Origin of the sequence: Serratia sp. 14-2641, from assembly GCF_001692375.1 — a bacterium.
In the GTDB taxonomy this organism is placed as follows: Bacteria; Pseudomonadota; Gammaproteobacteria; order Enterobacterales; family Enterobacteriaceae; genus Chania; species Chania fonticola_C.
In genome coordinates this window covers 142,146-158,588 of the sequence record NZ_LXKR01000009.1, presented here as the reverse complement: position 1 = coordinate 158,588, position 16,443 = coordinate 142,146, and the positions used below count along the sequence as shown (strand labels likewise).

The window sequence follows — 16,443 nt, the reverse complement described above, 5'->3', positions numbered from 1 at the left end:
GTCTTCCAAAGAAGTAAGGCCGGTTTCCCGGCCTTATATTTTATTTTTTCCTACGGATGCTGGGGGCTGCTTTATCCAGCACGCCATTTACAAACTTGTGGCTATCTTCTGCGCCGAAGGTTTTCGCCAGTTCGATCGCTTCGTTGATGGCCACTTTGTAAGGGACGTCTTCACGCATTTTCAGCTCGAACAGCGCAATGCGCAGCACGGCTCTTTCCACCTGGCCCAATTCTTCGAGCTGGCGCGACAGGAAGGGGGCCATCAGGCCATCCAGCATACCTGCGTTGACTGCCACACCGGACAGCAGCTCACGAAAATAGGCGACGTCAACATCTTTGACATCCTGCTCCGTCAGGAACTGGTGTTCAACATCGGCAATGTCATTTTTAGACAACTGCCAAGAGTAAATCGCTTGAACAGCGCACTCACGAGCGCGACGACGAGCAGCAGGTTTCACGGAATTCCCCTTAAACTAAATTCAGGCTTTAATAGCTTTGATTACATTAATCATTTCAAGTGCGGTCAGGGCGGCTTCTGCGCCTTTGTTGCCCGCTTTGGTGCCAGCACGCTCGATCGCTTGTTCGATGCTTTCGGTGGTCAGCACGCCAAAGGCAACCGGGATCTCGGTATTCATAGAGACTTGGCCCAGACCGGAGCTGGCTTCGCCCGCCACATATTCGAAGTGCGCGGTGCCCCCACGGATCACCGTACCCAGAGCAATCACCGCATCGTATTTACCGGTGTTAGCCAGCACGCGTGCGGTTAATGGCAGCTCGTAAGCGCCTGGGACCCAAACAACGGTGATGTTGTCATCAGCAACCTGGCCGATACGCTTCAGTGCATCAATGGCACCTTGCAGCAGGCTGTCGTTGATGAAATTGTTAAAACGTGCAATTGCGATCGCCACACGGGCATTTGGAGTAGCAACAACACCTTCGATAACTTTCATGGGCTTTCCTTAAAAATGGGTTCAATACCCCGCAGGGGGGCGGATTCTATCATATTCTTTGCCCGGCTGCGCGGCGCTTTTGTAAAACGCGGCTGCACCGGCAGGCAAAGGTTACATTCTCTATTTGGCGGTTAACCGCAGGCGCAGATCGGGGCCAATCTGGCGTACCTCGCTAAAGACAAACTCAGGCGCATCGGCCAAGTGCGTCAGCCCCGGTAGCTGGCACAGCCCACGGGCATTATCCCCCAATAGTTTGGGCGCGATGTACAAGACGAGCTCATCCACCAGCCCGGCCTGCAGCAGCGCACCGGCAAGCTGTGCGCCAGCCTCGACCCAGATGCTGTTCACCTGGCGCTTGGCCAGTTGCATCATCATTACCACCAGATCGATACCGCCGCCGTGCAGTGGGAAAGATAATTGCTCCACCCCTGCTGGCCAAACCCGATCGTCTGGCTGCTGGCGTGCCAACCAAGTCATACCCGGTTGCTGCACAACCCGGTGCTGAGGCGTGACCCGGTTCTGGCTGTCCAGAATAATCCGTAGCGGCTGGCGCAGGCTGTCACGCGGGTAAATCTGCTGGGTTTCACTGCTCAGTTCATCCCAGCGCACCGTTAGCGAAGGATCGTCGGCCAACACGGTTGCACTGGTGCTGAGGATCGCCGAACTGGCCGCCCGCAACTCCTGCACATCCCGCCGGGCCTGCGGTGAGGTGATCCACTGGCTTTCCCCTGAGGCCATCGCCGTACGGCCATCCAGTGAAGCGCCCAGCTTGAGCTGCACATAGGGAAACCCGGTGCGCATACGCTTGAGGAACCCCAGATTGACCGCTTCCGCCTCTGCCAGCATGACGCCGTGGCGCACTTCGATGCCCGCCTGTTGCAGCTTGTATAGCCCACGCCCGGCAACCTGTGGATTGGGATCTTGCATGGCAGCCACCACGCGGCTGACACCAGCCTCGATCAAAGCGTCCGCGCAGGGTGGCGTACGGCCATGGTGGCTACAAGGTTCCAGCGTGACATAAGCCGTTGCCCCTCGCGCCTTTTCCCCCGCCATGCGCAAAGCGTGTACTTCCGCATGAGGCTCACCGGCCCGCAAATGGAAACCTTCACCCACGATGCTACCATCGCGCACGATCACGCAGCCCACGTTCGGGTTCGGCGTGGTAGTGAAACGCCCCAGACGCGCTAGCTCAAAGGCGCGCGCCATATAAAATTCGTCGTTTTGCATGCGGATCCCGTTAATCCTGCAGTTTGGCGATCTCTTCGCCGAATTCGCGAATGTCTTCAAAACTGCGATACACCGAAGCGAAGCGGATATACGCGACCTTATCCAGCTTTTTCAACGCATCCATCACCAGATTGCCGACCATTTTGGTGGGTACTTCACGCTCGCCGGTGGCGCGCAACTGGGACTTGATGTGGTTGATGGCGTTTTCTACGTCGTCGGAGCTGACCGGGCGTTTTTCCAGCGCTTTCAGCATGCCACGGCGCAGTTTATCTTCGTTGAACGGTTCGCGAACCTCATCACTTTTGATCACCCGCGGCATCACCAGCTCGGCCACTTCAAAAGTGGTAAAACGTTCATTACAGACCAGACATTGGCGACGACGGCGCACCTGCGATCCATCACCCACCAGGCGGGAATCAATCACTTTGGTATCAACGGCAGCGCAGAAAGGGCAATGCATAACTCGTCCTGATAAGCGTTTACATAGTTGGGCACAGTTTACCCCGAACTAACGCCACAACAAAGACCGCCGGGCATTTGTTGCGAATTGCTTCCACGATTGCGCAATAAAGCAGCCATACTTAGTGGTAGACATGACTTTGGCCAGCGATCGGGCTAAGCTGGGAGCCAGTGTTATTGAAGAGGAAATTGCCGTTATGACAATCCGTTATCGCCAGGTTTGTCTGCTCACCGCCATGATCCTGCTGGCCGGTTGCGCACAGAACCGCGAAGTGCCGAAACTCACCAACCAGGTGGTTGAGCTGAAACAGGTGCTGGGGGAGTTGACCGAGCAGGCTACCGCCCTGGAGCGCCAAAACAGGCTTAACCAAAGCTCAACCAGCGGCGTCTACCTGCTGCCCGCAGCCAATAACGCCGCCAGATTACACAGCAGCGTGGGTGAACTGAGCCTATCGCTCAACTATGTGAAGAGCGAGGCCAACGGCAGCCAGGCAATACTGTATGTGCGCACGCTCTCAGGCCAATATCTGCCAGGCTTTACCGCTACGTTGGAGTGGGGCCAGTTGGATGCCGCGACCGGTATGCCTCTGACCGCGCAGGCGCAGTCGCAACAAATTCAGAGCGCCAGCTCACTGCTGCCAAAAACCGAGCAAATCTTTGAACTGCGACTGAGTGGCGTAACGCCATCGCAGCTGGGCTATGTCCGTGTGCATAGCGTCGAGCCCATCGCTCAACGTTGATGCGCTGAATGCTCCCCCCCGGTGTCAGGATTGGGGAATCAGATTGCTGACAAACCAGCCACTTGAGATCGCACATATTCCACCGTAGGGGCGCCGCATGCTGCGCCCGTTTTAAAGGATCTCAGCTATCCCAAGCGCTGCAACTTCGCTGGTAACCCCTGCCGTACCGCCGCCCCGCTAACCCAGTCCAGCCAGCTATTGCCGACTTCGCGAGTCGGATCGGCCAGCCCCAGATCGTTGAGGTTGATCCCTGCGGCAATGCGTGGATCCGCCGCCAAAGCCTGCCCATCCAGCGAATGAACCCGAGCCCCCATTTCACGATGCCCATAGCCGTGTTCAATGGCAATTACGCCCGGCATGACCCCATCGAGCAAGCTGATTTGCGCTTCCACGCTGCCGCCTGGCGTCTGCAACCTGACACGGTCACCATGTTGTAGACCATAGCGCTCGGCATCTATCGGGTTGAGTGCGACCAGATTAACCGCCTTCACGGCCCGCAAACGCTCGATAGGGGCGGTAGAGCTGCTCATCAGGTGCGACTTGAACGACATCAGCCGGAACGGCCACGCTTCGCTCGGATAGTGCTGCGCCACGTCGGAACCGTCGGCAAAACGCGGTGGATAATAGGTTGGGCAGCCGCTATAGCGCTCCCCGGTCATAGCATGGCGGTGGCGTGCTACCTCCTCGTTCCAGATATTCAGCCCCTGCTTCCACTGCGGGCCGGTCGCCTCCCCTTGCCAAGCCTGCTCATGGGGCGCGAAACGACCACCACGCGCCAGCATATAGCCCACCCGCAGCCGCTCATCCGGTTTTAATACCTGATTCAGCGCCGGTTGCAGACGATCGACACCGGTCAGGCGTAACTCACTCTCCGTCGCCTCAGGCACTGGCTCACCGGCAAATGCCACGTTGGCTGCTGCGCGCAGGTAGTAATCTTCGGCACAATGCAGCCCGCAAGGGTTACCTTGCGCATCCTGCAACGCCCCGTCGCCGAAGCCCGGCAACCCCATGGCCTTCGAGAGCGCAATAACAAAGCTCTCCAGCGCGATCGGCTGCCCATCCGCCGTCTTGGCTGTGCGCGCCGGCACCACTGGCCAACGAGCGGTACTTGCCTTGACCATTACGCCAGACCAGGGGGAGGTGAATCCCCAGCTTTCAAAGTTGTGGGTATCCGGCACGATATAGTCCGCCAACGCGCTGGTTTCGTTAATAAAGGCGTCAACGGAAATAAACAGCGGCAGATGCTGCGGATCCTTCAGCCTGCTCTCCACCACGTCACGCAACCCAGCGACACCGTAGAGCGGGTTGCCCATGTGATTGATCCAGGCTTTCAGCGGATAAGGGTATCCCATCAGCGCCGGAGCCAGCTGCTCGGTAAACTGACCAGCCACAAAGGGATACCACGGTCCCCGCGCCGGATAAGGATTGACACCTTGTTCCACCTTGCGACGATATTCGTCTGACTTTTCATACGCCTGCTTACTACGCGACAGCACCAATCCTTTCGGCTTCACCATCTCAGGGAAGGTCGCGAGGTTATAGCGTGGCCCTTCGGCAAACTCCTTGAACTTGCCGCCGCCAACCGAGACGCCTCCCTTGAGATTAAGGTTACCGATCAGCGCATTGAGCATCATCACCGCCCAGCTACTGTAGAAACCGTTGCCACTCATCATGCCGCCATGGGAGATCACTGCCGCCTGCCGCTGGTAGGACGTAAACTCCTTAGCCAGCGCCGCAATGGTTTCAGCACTGACGCCACATTGGGCGCTGTATTCCGCCAGCGTAAAGCGTTGTGCTGCCAGTTGCAGACAACGGAAGCTTGAGCGCACCTGCACCGGTGAGCCATCCGCCAGTTGAACCCGCTGCTCAACCAGCAGTTGCCCACGCATGGCCTCGGTGGCGGGCAGTGGTTCGCCTCGCTGTGCGTCCCACACCAAAGCAGGGCTTTCCTCATCACCGCCAGCCCCACCTAACAGATGTGACTTACGCAGGAACTGCCCACAGAGGGGATGATCGTCATCGATCACCACCAGATGGGTGGCATTCGACCAGCTTTTTTCACCGGCCGCCTGCATGGCCGCCTCGCCAGGTAACGCCAGATAATCGGCGTTATAACGCTCCTGGTCGATAATCCAGCGGATCATACCCATCGCCAGCGCGGAGTCCGTTCCCGGCAGTACCGGCACCCAGCGGTTGTGATCGTTGGCCAGCGTGGTGGTTAACGGCAATGCAGGGGCCACCACAACGTAGCGGAACTCATCGCGCAGGCGGGCATTGGCTAACTGACGCCCCTGCCGTTTGAACGGATTACCGGACTGTGCGGGTGACGTCCCCAGAAACAGTGCAAAACGCAGATGATCCCAGTCGGGTTTCACATGGGCGTTTTTGTCCAGATCGCCCATCAGCGCCCCGGAACCTGCCCGGTAGGCTAGACCACAGTAAGCGCCGTGATGGCCGAAGTTGCGCGTGCCGAAGGCGTTTTGCGCAAAACGTTTGATAAAGGTATCCCGCCCCTCATCACCTGCGTTGGTGACCAGCAGCTGGTTAGCCTTAGGCCCAAGCGTTGGCTGTGCCGGATCGAGCGGCGTTTGCAGATCGCGGATGGCCCGTAATCCCTCCACTGGCCCTTCACCAAACAGATCGCCGCCTTCAACCACTTCCGTGATCAGTTGTTCAAAACTGATGCGCTGCCACTGCCCGCTACCGCGCGGCCCTACCCGCTTCATCGGTTCAAGCACCCGGTACGGGCTGGTCAGCCCTTCCAGCAGAGTAGCACCGCGAGCACAGGCGGTTGAGCGCTGTTCCAAACCGGCATCACCGCCTAGGCGGTTGAGTGCATCACTCACTGGCAAACAATAAGGAAAATGGTGATCGTGCGACAGCGGGTGATAAGGGTTGCCCGCCACGCGCAGTATCTGATTGCTGTCACGATCGACCCGCACCCGCAGGCCGCACAGCGTCCAGCAGCCAAAACATTGCGTCATGGAAACGGCCTGCTGCGGATTGGCCTGCCAGCCTTCGGGATGTTGGCGGCCTTCTGGCGGTAACGCATTGGCACTGATCCGATCCAGCGTCAGTTTTCCACTGCTGCCATCACGCAGGCCGGTAAACACCTTCTGCACCATTTCGCTGTAGCTGGCACCAAACACGGCCAGCCCACCCAAAGCGAGCCCGCCTTTCAACCACTGACGACGCGTTGACTTAGCCATAGCGTTTTTTCTCCATCAACCCATGCTGTAATTCACGAACCCCGATGATTAATGCCAGCCACAGCCCAAAAGTGCCGAGAATGGCCAATAGCCCCTCGCTGCCGAGCGGTAACACATAGGGGTTGAGCAATATAGTGAACTTGGGCAGCGTCTGGGTTTGCATCAGCAGCATCCAGCGCACGCCCCAACAGAGCAGCAACGCAGCCAAGCATTGTGCTAACAGGCCTGTCGCCCCTAGCGCCCTACGACGCGATCGCCAAGCCGAAACTATCAACAGCAGGATCAAAACGGCAAATGCGCTGCCAACCAGAGACCAGGCGCTCCCCTGAACAGGCAACTGACGCAGCGCAGCGGCGGAGTCACTGCCGTCCAACCACCAGCCCAGGCTGGAGAGGCACAACAGCAGCAGAGAGATCCCTTGATAGCGTGCCAAGCGCGATTGCCAGTGAGGTTCATGGCGTAACCAATAGGCCAGCATTGGCGGAACGGCCTGCATAGCAGTAAGCAGCAATAGCCAAGGTAACCACAGGCTGTGCCACAGCGGTTGTGAACGCAGCACGGACACTTCGCGGCCGGTATAGAGCAAGATGCTGACGGCTGAAAGCAGCGTGGCTAATGCCACCCAACGTAACCATTTCTGCTCTTGCCATGCGGGCCAGATTTGTAACCAGCGCGCCCAGAATGGCAGGGCTTTTGCCCTCAGTTGGCAACGCAGCAGCAAAATGAAATAGGCCACTACCAGCAGGGTAAACAGCGGTAAAAACAGCGAGCCAAGAGACATCCACGACCAAGGTGCGAAATGGGCATAGAAGTGCCAGATTCGAGCGGGCTGATGTAAATCCGCACTCAGGGCCAACGGGGCCACGGTGCCGCTCACCACCGCCAGCGAAACGGCTGCCAGCTCCAGCCTAGATGCCTCAGACGCTGAACGCCAGCGTAGCCAGGCCGCAATAGCAACACTGCTACATGCCAGACCGATGAAAAAGAAATACTGTACCGCCCAGGGCAACCAGGCGATCTCCTGCGGGCGAGCCATCACTTCGCGGATCATGAGTGTACCTCCTGCCACAGCGCCGGTTGTCCCCGGACATGGCTGACAAATGCCTCATCCAGCCCCAGATAAAACACCTGTGGGTGCGTCCCCTGCTCGGGTTTCAGCACCTTTAGCTCCCCACGATGCTGCTCCAGCGTGCGCCTCAAGGTGCCTTGTTCATCGTTAAGATCGCCGATCATGCGCGCACCGCCGACACAGGATTCAACGCAGGCAGGCAACAGCCCGGCATCCAGGCGGTGGACGCAGAAGGTGCATTTATCCGCGGTTTGGGTTTCATGGTTAATAAAGCGCGCCTCATAGGGGCAGGCTTGCACACAGTAGGCGCAGCCGACGCAGCGGGTGTTATCAATCACCACAATGCCGTCCTGACGCTGGAAGGTCGCCTGAACCGGGCAGACCGGTACGCAAGGCGGGTTATCGCAGTGATTGCACAGGCGCGGTAGCAGCACGTTGGTGGGGATGCGCTGGCTATCCGTGACGACCTGATACTGCAGTACAGTGGTGCGAAACTGCCCCTGCGGCAGCTGATTCTCTACCGCGCAGCTAACCGTGCAGGCCTGGCAGCCAATACAGCGGCGCAGATCGATCAACATCGCCATACGCTTTTTGCCGTCGCCTTCACGCCGCTCGGGTTGCAGCTGCCAGCCGGAGTGCGCCAGCGGCACCAACGCGGCACCCGCCGTCAGGACACCGAGGCGTTGTAAAAATTGCCGTTTTCCACTATCCATTGATTTCTCCCAAAAAGTATCAACCGGGGAGCTGATACAAAGGAGTGTAAAAGTGGCGTACGACCGCCCATATTGTGGTTTACCACATTCCCTACTGCGGCTTGATCCAGGACAATTCTGGCGGGCGATCGAGATCATAAAAATGGAGATGATGTGAAAAAAGCAGTGCTGATGATCTTGCTATGCGGCTGGTTGAGCCCGGTCTGGGCAGGGCAATGGACCATCGCCGTGCTGGCATTACGCGGCGATACACATGCCCTGGCCCAATGGCAGCCGTTAATTAACCATCTCAATCGTCAGTTCCCAGACGAAAGCTTTCAACTGTTGCCGCTGAACCTGGCCGATATGGGGGAAGCCGTCAGCAACGGCCAGGTCGATTTTCTGCTCACCAACCCGGCGCAGTATATTCAGTTGGATAATAGTTACCCGTTACGCTGGTTAGTATCCTTACGCTCCAGCAAAAATCAGCAGAATGCCTCAAACAACGTGATAGGCAGCGTGATATTGGTACGCCGCGATAGCACCGTAACCAAGGCTACTCAGCTCACCGGTAAAAAAGTGGGCGCGGTCTCCCCTGACGCTTTTGGCGGCTATCTGCTGGGCTATAAGGAGCTACTGGCCGCTGGCGTACATCCGGAAAAAGATCTGCAATTGCACTTCAGCGGTTATCCCGTGGACGCCCTGCTTTATCTGCTGCGCGATCGGGCGCTGGACGCGGCCATAGTGCCGGTTTGCCTGCTGGAAGAGATGGAGAAAGAGGGATTACTAAAGGCCAGTGATTACCGTGCCCTGCTGGCCAAACCCAGCACGCAGCCCTGCCTGACCAGCAGCGTGCTTTATCCCAACTGGTCATTTGCCGCCTTGAACCACGTGCCCGATCCCCTGGTCGATGAGCTGACCCGCCAACTGTTGCAAATGAATACCCCAGATCTCCCAGCCTGGGGCGCTCCCGCCTCATCCCGCCAGGTGGACCTTCTGCTGCGCGATCTGGATCGCCATCCAGCACAGCGTTCACTCTGGCAAGAGATACACAGTTGGGCATTGCAACATCTGCTCCTGCTTGGCGCGCTCGCCGGGGGCATGCTACTACTTGGCGCTAACCATCTGTGGATCGGCCACCTGGTACGCCAGCGTGGGCGCGAGCTAGAACAAATGCATATGACGTTGCGGGCCAGAGAATCGGCGCTAGCCCGGGCGCAACGCCTCAGCACCCTGGGAGAGATGGCTTCCGGCTTTGCTCACGAACTTAACCAGCCTCTGGCGGCAATACGCCACTACGCCGAAGGCTGCCGTATTCGCCTTGAGCGCAGCGATCCGCAGCACGAGCTGTTACCGATCCTCGAACAGATTGGCCAGCAGGCGCAGCGAGGGGCTGAAACCATCGTCAATCTGCGCCAATGGGTCAGCAAAACGCCACACCATGAAAGCGCACAATGGCTAATGCTGCGCCCCCTGGTGGAAAACGTTATCAAGCTGATGCGCATCGAACAGCATTACCCTCAGTGCCGTTTGGTCGTCATCATCGCCCCGAAAAGCCAGTTGTATAGCCAGGCCACGCTGTTGGAGCAGGTGCTCACCAACTTGTTAAGTAACAGCCTGCAGGCCGGTTCCCAGCAGATCACCCTGCGGCTGGAAACCGATGGCGATCGGCAGACGCTGATACTGGAAGACGATGGCGGCGGCCTCAGCGCCGAACAGCTAGCGCAGCCGTTCGTGCCTTTTCGCAGCACTAAATCGGAGGGACTTGGCCTGGGACTGGTGATCTGCCAGCGGCTGCTAAGGAGCCAACAGGGTGAACTGACGCTGGAAAATTATTCGATATCGCCACAACGGCAGGGGCTACGCGTTACCCTGCACTTCCCTGGGATCAAGAAGGAAACAAGCCATGGCGCTGATACATCTGGTCGATGACGATCTGGCGGTCACCGACGCCAGCCGCTTTTTACTTGAAGGGCTGGACTATCGGGTGAAGATCTGGAACGACAGCCAAACCTTTATCGACCAAGTCGCCCCTTACCAATGCGGCGTCGTAATGCTGGATATTCGCATGCCGGGAATCGATGGGCAGCAAATCCATCAGCGGCTACGCGAGTGTGAAAGTACGCTGGCAGTAGTGATCGTTACCGGTCATGGCGATATCGCTATGGCGGTAGCGGAGATGAAATTGGGAGCGTTGGATTTCCTGCAAAAGCCGATTGCTACCGCACCGCTGATCGACGCACTGGAACGGGGGATCGCCCATTCTCAACGTCAGGTGGAGCGCTACCAGTTACAACAGCGTTTCAGTACGCTGACCTCACGCGAGCGTGATATCGCCTGCGCCGTTGCCGCCGGTATGACCAACAAGGCCATCGCCGATCGTTACTTCGTCGCCGTACGTACCGTAGAGGTACACCGCTCTAAAGTGATGGAGAAGATGCAGGCCACCAGCCTGGCGGAATTGGTAAGCTCGCTGAACCTGTTGGCGGCGCAGGAGCAAAAAAAATGCCGGGCAGAGTAAACTGACCGGCATCTGGTTCAGACGGTGCGTGGCTTATTCAGCCACACACAGGGCAATCACGGCAGGATCGAAGGCTGATCGGCGCCCTCTTTCTCCACTTTCTGCTGCAGCATGTGTTCGCGTTTCATACCCAGTTTCAACGCCAGCGCAGAGGCGACGTAGATAGAGGATATGGTACCGATAGACACACCGATCAGCATGGTCAGGGAGAAGCCCTGCAGCATCGCGCCGCCGAAGATGTACAGCATCAGAACCACCATCAGCGTAGTGGCGGAGGTCATGATGGTACGGCTCAGCGTCTGCGTCAGCGAGACGTTCATGATTTCATAAGGCGTACCGCGGCGGATCTTGCGGAAGTTCTCACGAATACGGTCAGATACCACGATACTGTCGTTCAGCGAGTAACCGATCACCGACATCAAGGATGCCACGATGGTCAGGTCAATCTCGATATGGAACAGCGACAGCACGCCCATGGTGATGACCACGTCGTGCGCCAGAGCGATAACGGCCCCCGCGGCCAAACGCCATTCAAAACGGAAGCCCACGTAAATCAGGATACAGATCAACGCCACCAGCAGCGCCATGCCGCCGGTTTGTGCCAGTTCTGCCCCTACGCTCGGGCCAACGAATTCAATACGCTTGACGGACGCATTCTTATCGACGGATTCGTTAATCACGCCAATAACTTTGTTACCCAGTTCCTGGCCAGCGGTACCAACCGCTGGTGGCATACGCACCATCACGTCACGGCTGCTGCCAAAGTTCTGGATAATCGGGTCCTGGAACCCGGCTTTTTCCAACGTATCGCGCATCAGGTCCAGATTCGCGGGTTGTTCCAGAGTAATTTCAATCACCGTACCACCGGTGAAATCCAGGCCCCAGTTAAACCCACGCACGGACATGGTGGCGATCGACGCTACCAACAGCAACAAAGAGATGCCGAAGGCCACGTAATCCCAGCGCATAAAGTCATAGACTTTACGGCCGTAGTTGAGTTGTTCAACAGTATAATCCTGTGCCACAACGCACTCCTCAGATAGACAGCTTGTTAATGCGCTTGCCGCCGTAAAGCAGGTTGACGATGGCACGGGTACCGACAATCGCGGTGAACATGGACGTCGCCACACCGATTGCGGTGGTAATTGCAAAGCCCTTGATCGAACCGGTACCGACTGCGTACAGAATGATCGCGGTGATCAACGTCGTGACGTTGGCATCAACGATACTGGAGAACGCGCCTTTATAGCCCTCATGGATCGCCTGCTGAATGGATCGTCCATTCTTCAGTTCCTCCTTGATACGTTCGTTTATCAGTACGTTGGCGTCAACCGCCACCGCCAGCGTCAGCACGATCCCGGCAATCCCCGGCATGGTTAGCGTCGCCCCTGGTAGCAGAGACATCACGCCAACGATCAACACCAGGTTAGCCATCAGCGCGGTAGAGGCGATCAGGCCAAACTTGCGGTACCAGACCACCATAAAGACGATCGAAGCCACCAGGCCCCACAGGCAAGCTTCCAGGCCCTGGGTGATGTTCTGTTGCCCCAAGGTTGGACCAATGGTCCGCTCTTCCACGATCTGGATAGGCGCAATCAACGCACCGGCACGCAGCAGCAGCGACAGCTGACGTGCTTCGTTCGGGTTGCTGATACCGGTGATACGGAAGCTGTTACCCAGACGTGACTGAATGTTCGCCACGTTGATCACTTCTTCCTGCTTCACCAGCACGGAACGGCCGTTGGCATCTTTCTTGCCGCTGTCTTTATACTCCACGAACAGCGTTGCCATTGGCTTGCCAATGCTGTCTTTGGTGAAGTTGGACATGGCAGTACCACCAGCGCTGTCCAGCGAGATATTCACCTGCGGCTGGTTGTACTCATCGGTGCTGGAGGTGGAGTCTGTAATGTGGTCACCGGTCAGGATGACGCGCTTGTACAGCACAACCGGTTGGCCTTCACGGGTGTATTTCACCTCGGAGTCACCCGGTACACGGCCATTGGCCGCAGCGGTCGCATCCGCGTTGGTATTTACCAGACGGAATTCCAGCGTAGCGGTCGCACCCAAAATTTCTTTGGCGCGTGCCGTATCCTGGATACCCGGCAACTCAACAACGATACGATCGGCACCCTGGCGCTGTACTAACGGTTCGGCAACGCCGAGTTGGTTAACACGATTACGCAGGATGGTGATGTTCTGCTGCACCGCATACTCGCGCGCTTCGCTCAGGCGAGCGTCGGTCATCGTTGCTTTCAGGGTGTTGCTGCCATTGGCAGAAAGCACCAGATCGCGCTGACGTGGCGTCATGTAGCTGATGGCCTGGTCGCGAGCGGCGTCGTCACGGAAGCGGACTTCCACGCCGTTGTTGTCCAACTTGCGGATCGCAGCGTAAGGAATGCCCTTTTCACGCAATTCGCTGCGCAGGGTATCCATAGTTTGTTCTTGCAACTTGCTCAGCGCGGTGTCCATGTCGACTTCCATCAGGAAGTGCACACCACCACGTAAATCCAGACCCAGCTTCATCGGCTCGGCGTTGAGCATCGCCAGCCAGGCAGGTGTTGCCGGGGCGAGGTTCAATGCGACGACATATTTGTCACCCAGTTCCGCCATCAAGGCTTCACGGGCGCGCAGCTGAACGTCAGGATCTTTAAAGCGAGCCAGGATGGCGCCGTTTTCCAGCGCAATCGACTTGCTCGCAATGTTGTCTTTTTCTAACACAGTACGGACTTGGTCCAGCGTAGTTTCACTGGCGGCGACTCCGCGCGCGCCAGTGATCTGTACGGCCGGATCCTCTCCGTAAATGTTGGGAAGCGCATATAGCAGTCCGACGAGGATCACCACGATCAGCATCAGATACTTCCACAGAGGATAACGGTTTAGCACGGCAGTTCCCTTAGGGAAAACAAAATTACAGGGCCTTCATAGTACCTTTCGGCAGAACGGCCGCCACGAAGTCACGCTTGATCATCACTTCCGTGGTGTCATTCAGCGCGATGGCAATAATACCGGTATCTGCCACTTTAGTGACACGGCCAATCAGGCCACCGGTGGTCAACACTTCATCACCCTTGCCGATGGAGTCCATCAGTTTTTTGTGCTCTTTAGCGCGTTTCTGCTGTGGGCGCAGGATCATGAAATAGAAAATCAGACCAAACACCACCAGCATAATGATCAAAGAGTACGGGCTACCCTGAGACGGAGCCCCTGCTGCTGCCACTGCATCGGAAATGAAAAAGCTCATTAAAATTCCCTCATTAAATTTTCAATTATTAATTCAAGCGTTTAAAGGTGGTATCGGTTTACCGATCCGACCATAAAAATCCGCCACAAACAGCTCTAATTTACCCTCTTCAATGGCCTGGCGTAAACCCGCCATCAAACGTTGGTAATAGCGCAAGTTATGGATGGTGTTCAATCGCGCACCGAGAATTTCGTTGCAGCGATCGAGATGATGCAAATAGGCACGACTATAATGGCGACAAGTATAGCAGTCGCACTCACTGTCCAGCGTGGAGGTATCATCCTTGTGCTTGGCATTACGGATTTTTACCACACCGTCCGTCACGAACAAATGGCCGTTACGGGCATTACGCGTTGGCATCACGCAGTCGAACATGTCGATGCCGCGACGCACGCCTTCAACCAGATCTTCCGGCTTGCCAACCCCCATCAAATAGCGTGGCTTATCTTCTGGAATTTGTGGGCAAACGTGTTCAAGAATGCGATGCATATCCTCTTTTGGCTCACCTACCGCCAAACCGCCCACAGCGTAACCATCAAAGCCGATCTCCACCAGCCCTTTTACCGATACATCACGTAAATCTTCGTAAACACCGCCTTGGATAATACCGAATAACGCATTGTTGTTATTCAGTTCATCAAAACGCTGGCGGCTGCGCTGCGCCCAACGCAGAGACATTTCCATCGAACGCTTGGCATAGTCCCAATCCGCCGGGTAAGGCGTGCATTCGTCGAAAATCATCACGATGTCAGACCCCAGATCGTACTGGATCTCCATCGATTTTTCCGGGCTGAGGAACACCTTATCGCCGTTGATTGGGTTACGGAAATAAACGCCTTCCTCTTTAATCTTGCGCATCGCCCCCAGGCTGAACACCTGGAAACCACCGGAGTCGGTCAGGATCGGCCCGTGCCACTGCATAAAGTCATGCAGATCGCCGTGCAACTTCATGATCTCCTGCCCTGGGCGCAGCCACAGGTGGAAGGTGTTACCCAACAGGATCTGCGCACCGGTATCTTTCACTTCTTCCGGCGTCATGCCTTTGACCGTGCCATAAGTACCCACCGGCATAAAGGCCGGGGTTTCCACTACGCCACGCTCAAAGACCAGGCGGCCGCGACGAGCACGGCCATCGGTTGTCTGTAATTCGTACTTCACAAAACCTCCAGCGTCAGAGATACAGTCTGACGTGATTAAAACAGGGCCACGCATTGTGCGTAACCCGGGAATTTATTCCCCGACGGATTCGCTTTCCGCCAGTGGATTACGGCTGATAAACATGGCGTCGCCGTAGCTGAAGAAACGGTACTGCTCGGCCACCGCCTGATGATAGGCGTTCATGGTGTTTTTATAGCCGGCAAACGCCGAAACCAGCATGATCAGGGTGGACTCCGGCAGGTGGAAGTTGGTCACCAGCGCATCGATCACCTGATAGTGATATCCCGGATAGATAAAGATGCTGGTGTCGCCGAAGAAGGGCGCGATCAGCGCATCCTGGCAAGCATTGGCCGCGCTTTCCAGCGAACGTACCGAAGTGGTGCCCACGGCAACCACCCTTTTGCCCCGCGCCTTACAGGCTAACACCGCATCCACCACATCCTGCGGCACTTCGGCGTATTCCGCATGCATCACATGCTCTTCAATGGTTTCCACCCGCACCGGCTGGAAGGTGCCAGCGCCAACGTGCAAGGTGACAAACGCCATCTCAATGCCCTTGGCGCGCAGCGCAGCCAACAGCGGCTCATCAAAATGCAGGCCCGCAGTCGGAGCCGCTACGGCACCCGGCTTTTCGCTGTAGACGGTCTGATACAGTTCGCGGTCGGCGTCTTCATCCGGGCGATCGATATATGGCGGCAGCGGCATATGGCCCACCGCGTTGAGGATGGTGAACACGTCACGATCGTCGTTAAAGCGCAGTTCGAACAGCGTGTCATGGCGCGCGACCATGGTGGCGGCAATGCTTTCGTCATCACCCAGTAGCAGTTCTGTGCCCGGCTTGGGGGCTTTGGAGGCACGCACATGGGCCAGTACCCGATGATCGTCCAACACCCGCTCGACCAGCACTTCTATCTTGCCGCCGCTGACCTTGCGGCCAAACAGGCGCGCAGGGATCACGCGGGTATTGTTGAACACCAGCAGATCGCCCGCTTCCAGGTTATCCAGCAGATCGGTGAACACGCCGTGCGTCAGGCCTCCGCTTGGCCCGTCCAACTGCAGCAAACGGCAACCGCTACGCTCAGGCTGTGGATAGCGGGCAATTAAAGACTCGGGGAGCTCAAAAGAAAAATCGGCGACGCGCATGGGTATTCACTTCTTCAGCTAGCTAATTGGGAAAA

General features: G+C 57.1%; 15 protein-coding genes. 3 read left to right on the top strand and 12 right to left on the bottom strand.

What is annotated here, in order from left to right; all coding sequences use genetic code 11:
- Positions 1 to 40: 40 nt before the first annotated feature.
- The 4 genes from nusB to nrdR all read right to left on the bottom strand — a co-directional run bounded on the left by nusB (position 41) and on the right by nrdR (position 2,636).
- A complete protein-coding gene (nusB, locus tag A6U95_RS06565) occupies positions 41 to 457 on the bottom strand; it encodes a transcription antitermination factor NusB (RefSeq protein ID WP_021180188.1) in 417 nt (138 codons plus the stop codon).
- Between the two features lie 21 nt (positions 458 to 478).
- Positions 479 to 949: a 6,7-dimethyl-8-ribityllumazine synthase gene (ribE, locus tag A6U95_RS06560; protein WP_021805495.1), complete on the bottom strand. Its 471-nt coding sequence runs from the start codon at positions 947 to 949 to the stop codon at positions 479 to 481.
- Between the two features lie 120 nt (positions 950 to 1,069).
- A complete protein-coding gene (ribD, locus tag A6U95_RS06555) occupies positions 1,070 to 2,176 on the bottom strand; it encodes a bifunctional diaminohydroxyphosphoribosylaminopyrimidine deaminase/5-amino-6-(5-phosphoribosylamino)uracil reductase RibD (protein ID WP_065683917.1) in 1,107 nt (368 codons plus the stop codon).
- 10 nt (positions 2,177 to 2,186) lie between these two features.
- Positions 2,187 to 2,636 carry a transcriptional regulator NrdR gene (gene nrdR, locus A6U95_RS06550; protein WP_021180191.1) on the bottom strand — a complete coding sequence of 150 codons (450 nt, stop codon included), beginning with the start codon at positions 2,634 to 2,636 and terminating at the stop codon, positions 2,187 to 2,189.
- 196 nt (positions 2,637 to 2,832) lie between these two features.
- On the opposite strand from nrdR, the gene A6U95_RS06545 reads away from it, so the two are divergent.
- Positions 2,833 to 3,375, top strand: coding sequence for a DUF3251 domain-containing protein (locus A6U95_RS06545; protein WP_065683938.1), 543 nt, complete (start codon positions 2,833 to 2,835; stop codon positions 3,373 to 3,375).
- A 125-nt stretch (positions 3,376 to 3,500) separates the two neighbouring features.
- On the opposite strand, the gene ttrA is transcribed toward A6U95_RS06545, so the two are convergent.
- From ttrA to ttrB, 3 genes are read right to left on the bottom strand one after another with little or no spacing between them, the layout of a single operon-like run.
- Positions 3,501 to 6,584, bottom strand: coding sequence for a tetrathionate reductase subunit TtrA (gene ttrA / locus A6U95_RS06540; RefSeq protein ID WP_065683916.1), 3,084 nt, complete (start codon positions 6,582 to 6,584; stop codon positions 3,501 to 3,503).
- Positions 6,577 to 7,635, bottom strand: coding sequence for a tetrathionate reductase subunit TtrC (gene ttrC, locus A6U95_RS06535; RefSeq protein ID WP_065683915.1), 1,059 nt, complete (start codon positions 7,633 to 7,635; stop codon positions 6,577 to 6,579). Before ttrC ends, ttrA begins: the two co-directional genes overlap by 8 nt.
- On the bottom strand, positions 7,632 to 8,366 hold the full coding sequence (ttrB, locus tag A6U95_RS06530) for a tetrathionate reductase subunit TtrB (RefSeq protein ID WP_024528652.1): 735 nt from the start codon (positions 8,364 to 8,366) through the stop codon (positions 7,632 to 7,634). The genes ttrC and ttrB overlap by 4 nt, the downstream gene beginning before the upstream one ends.
- A gap of 153 nt (positions 8,367 to 8,519) precedes the next feature.
- Here ttrB and ttrS point away from each other — a divergent pair, with 153 nt between their 5' ends.
- Together ttrS and ttrR are read left to right on the top strand one after the other, a co-directional pair.
- Positions 8,520 to 10,277, top strand: a complete 1,758-nt coding sequence (ttrS, locus tag A6U95_RS06525) for a tetrathionate respiration histidine kinase TtrS (protein ID WP_139102339.1) — start codon at positions 8,520 to 8,522, stop codon at positions 10,275 to 10,277.
- Entirely contained in the window at positions 10,252 to 10,866 is a 615-nt protein-coding gene (gene ttrR / locus A6U95_RS06520; protein WP_065683914.1) for a tetrathionate respiration response regulator TtrR, read from the top strand. Before ttrS ends, ttrR begins: the two co-directional genes overlap by 26 nt.
- 56 nt (positions 10,867 to 10,922) lie before the next feature.
- Here ttrR and secF read toward each other — a convergent pair whose 3' ends face one another.
- The 5 genes from secF to queA form a co-directional block, all read right to left on the bottom strand.
- A complete protein-coding gene (gene secF / locus A6U95_RS06515) occupies positions 10,923 to 11,891 on the bottom strand; it encodes a protein translocase subunit SecF (RefSeq protein ID WP_065683913.1) in 969 nt (322 codons plus the stop codon).
- 10 nt (positions 11,892 to 11,901) lie between these two features.
- Complete coding sequence (secD, locus tag A6U95_RS06510) at positions 11,902 to 13,749, bottom strand: protein translocase subunit SecD (RefSeq protein ID WP_024528656.1); 1,848 nt, start codon at positions 13,747 to 13,749, stop codon at positions 11,902 to 11,904.
- Between the two features lie 25 nt (positions 13,750 to 13,774).
- Positions 13,775 to 14,107 carry a preprotein translocase subunit YajC gene (yajC, locus tag A6U95_RS06505; RefSeq protein ID WP_021180200.1) on the bottom strand — a complete coding sequence of 111 codons (333 nt, stop codon included), beginning with the start codon at positions 14,105 to 14,107 and terminating at the stop codon, positions 13,775 to 13,777.
- A 33-nt stretch (positions 14,108 to 14,140) separates the two neighbouring features.
- Positions 14,141 to 15,265, bottom strand: a complete 1,125-nt coding sequence (tgt, locus tag A6U95_RS06500) for a tRNA guanosine(34) transglycosylase Tgt (protein WP_021805505.1) — start codon at positions 15,263 to 15,265, stop codon at positions 14,141 to 14,143.
- 72 nt (positions 15,266 to 15,337) lie between these two features.
- Positions 15,338 to 16,408 (bottom strand): tRNA preQ1(34) S-adenosylmethionine ribosyltransferase-isomerase QueA, encoded by a 1,071-nt coding sequence (gene queA, locus A6U95_RS06495; RefSeq protein WP_065683911.1) that lies wholly within the window; start codon positions 16,406 to 16,408, stop codon positions 15,338 to 15,340.
- Positions 16,409 to 16,443 lie beyond the last annotated feature (35 nt).

What these genes read in the sequence shown, in the direction of transcription:
- ribD (WP_065683917.1), bottom strand. Translation starts at nt 2,176, where the DNA reads ATGCAAAACGACGAATTTTATATGGCGCGCGCCTTTGAGCTAGCGCGT.
- ttrC (WP_065683915.1), bottom strand. Translation starts at nt 7,635, where the DNA reads ATGATCCGCGAAGTGATGGCTCGCCCGCAGGAGATCGCCTGGTTGCCC.
- ribE (WP_021805495.1), bottom strand. Translation starts at nt 949, where the DNA reads ATGAAAGTTATCGAAGGTGTTGTTGCTACTCCAAATGCCCGTGTGGCG.
- ttrB (WP_024528652.1), bottom strand. Translation starts at nt 8,366, where the DNA reads ATGGATAGTGGAAAACGGCAATTTTTACAACGCCTCGGTGTCCTGACG.
- ttrR (WP_065683914.1), top strand. Translation starts at nt 10,252, where the DNA reads ATGGCGCTGATACATCTGGTCGATGACGATCTGGCGGTCACCGACGCC.
- queA (WP_065683911.1), bottom strand. Translation starts at nt 16,408, where the DNA reads ATGCGCGTCGCCGATTTTTCTTTTGAGCTCCCCGAGTCTTTAATTGCC.
- ttrA (WP_065683916.1), bottom strand. Translation starts at nt 6,584, where the DNA reads ATGGCTAAGTCAACGCGTCGTCAGTGGTTGAAAGGCGGGCTCGCTTTG.
- yajC (WP_021180200.1), bottom strand. Translation starts at nt 14,107, where the DNA reads ATGAGCTTTTTCATTTCCGATGCAGTGGCAGCAGCAGGGGCTCCGTCT.
- nrdR (WP_021180191.1), bottom strand. Translation starts at nt 2,636, where the DNA reads ATGCATTGCCCTTTCTGCGCTGCCGTTGATACCAAAGTGATTGATTCC.
- A6U95_RS06545 (WP_065683938.1), top strand. Translation starts at nt 2,833, where the DNA reads ATGACAATCCGTTATCGCCAGGTTTGTCTGCTCACCGCCATGATCCTG.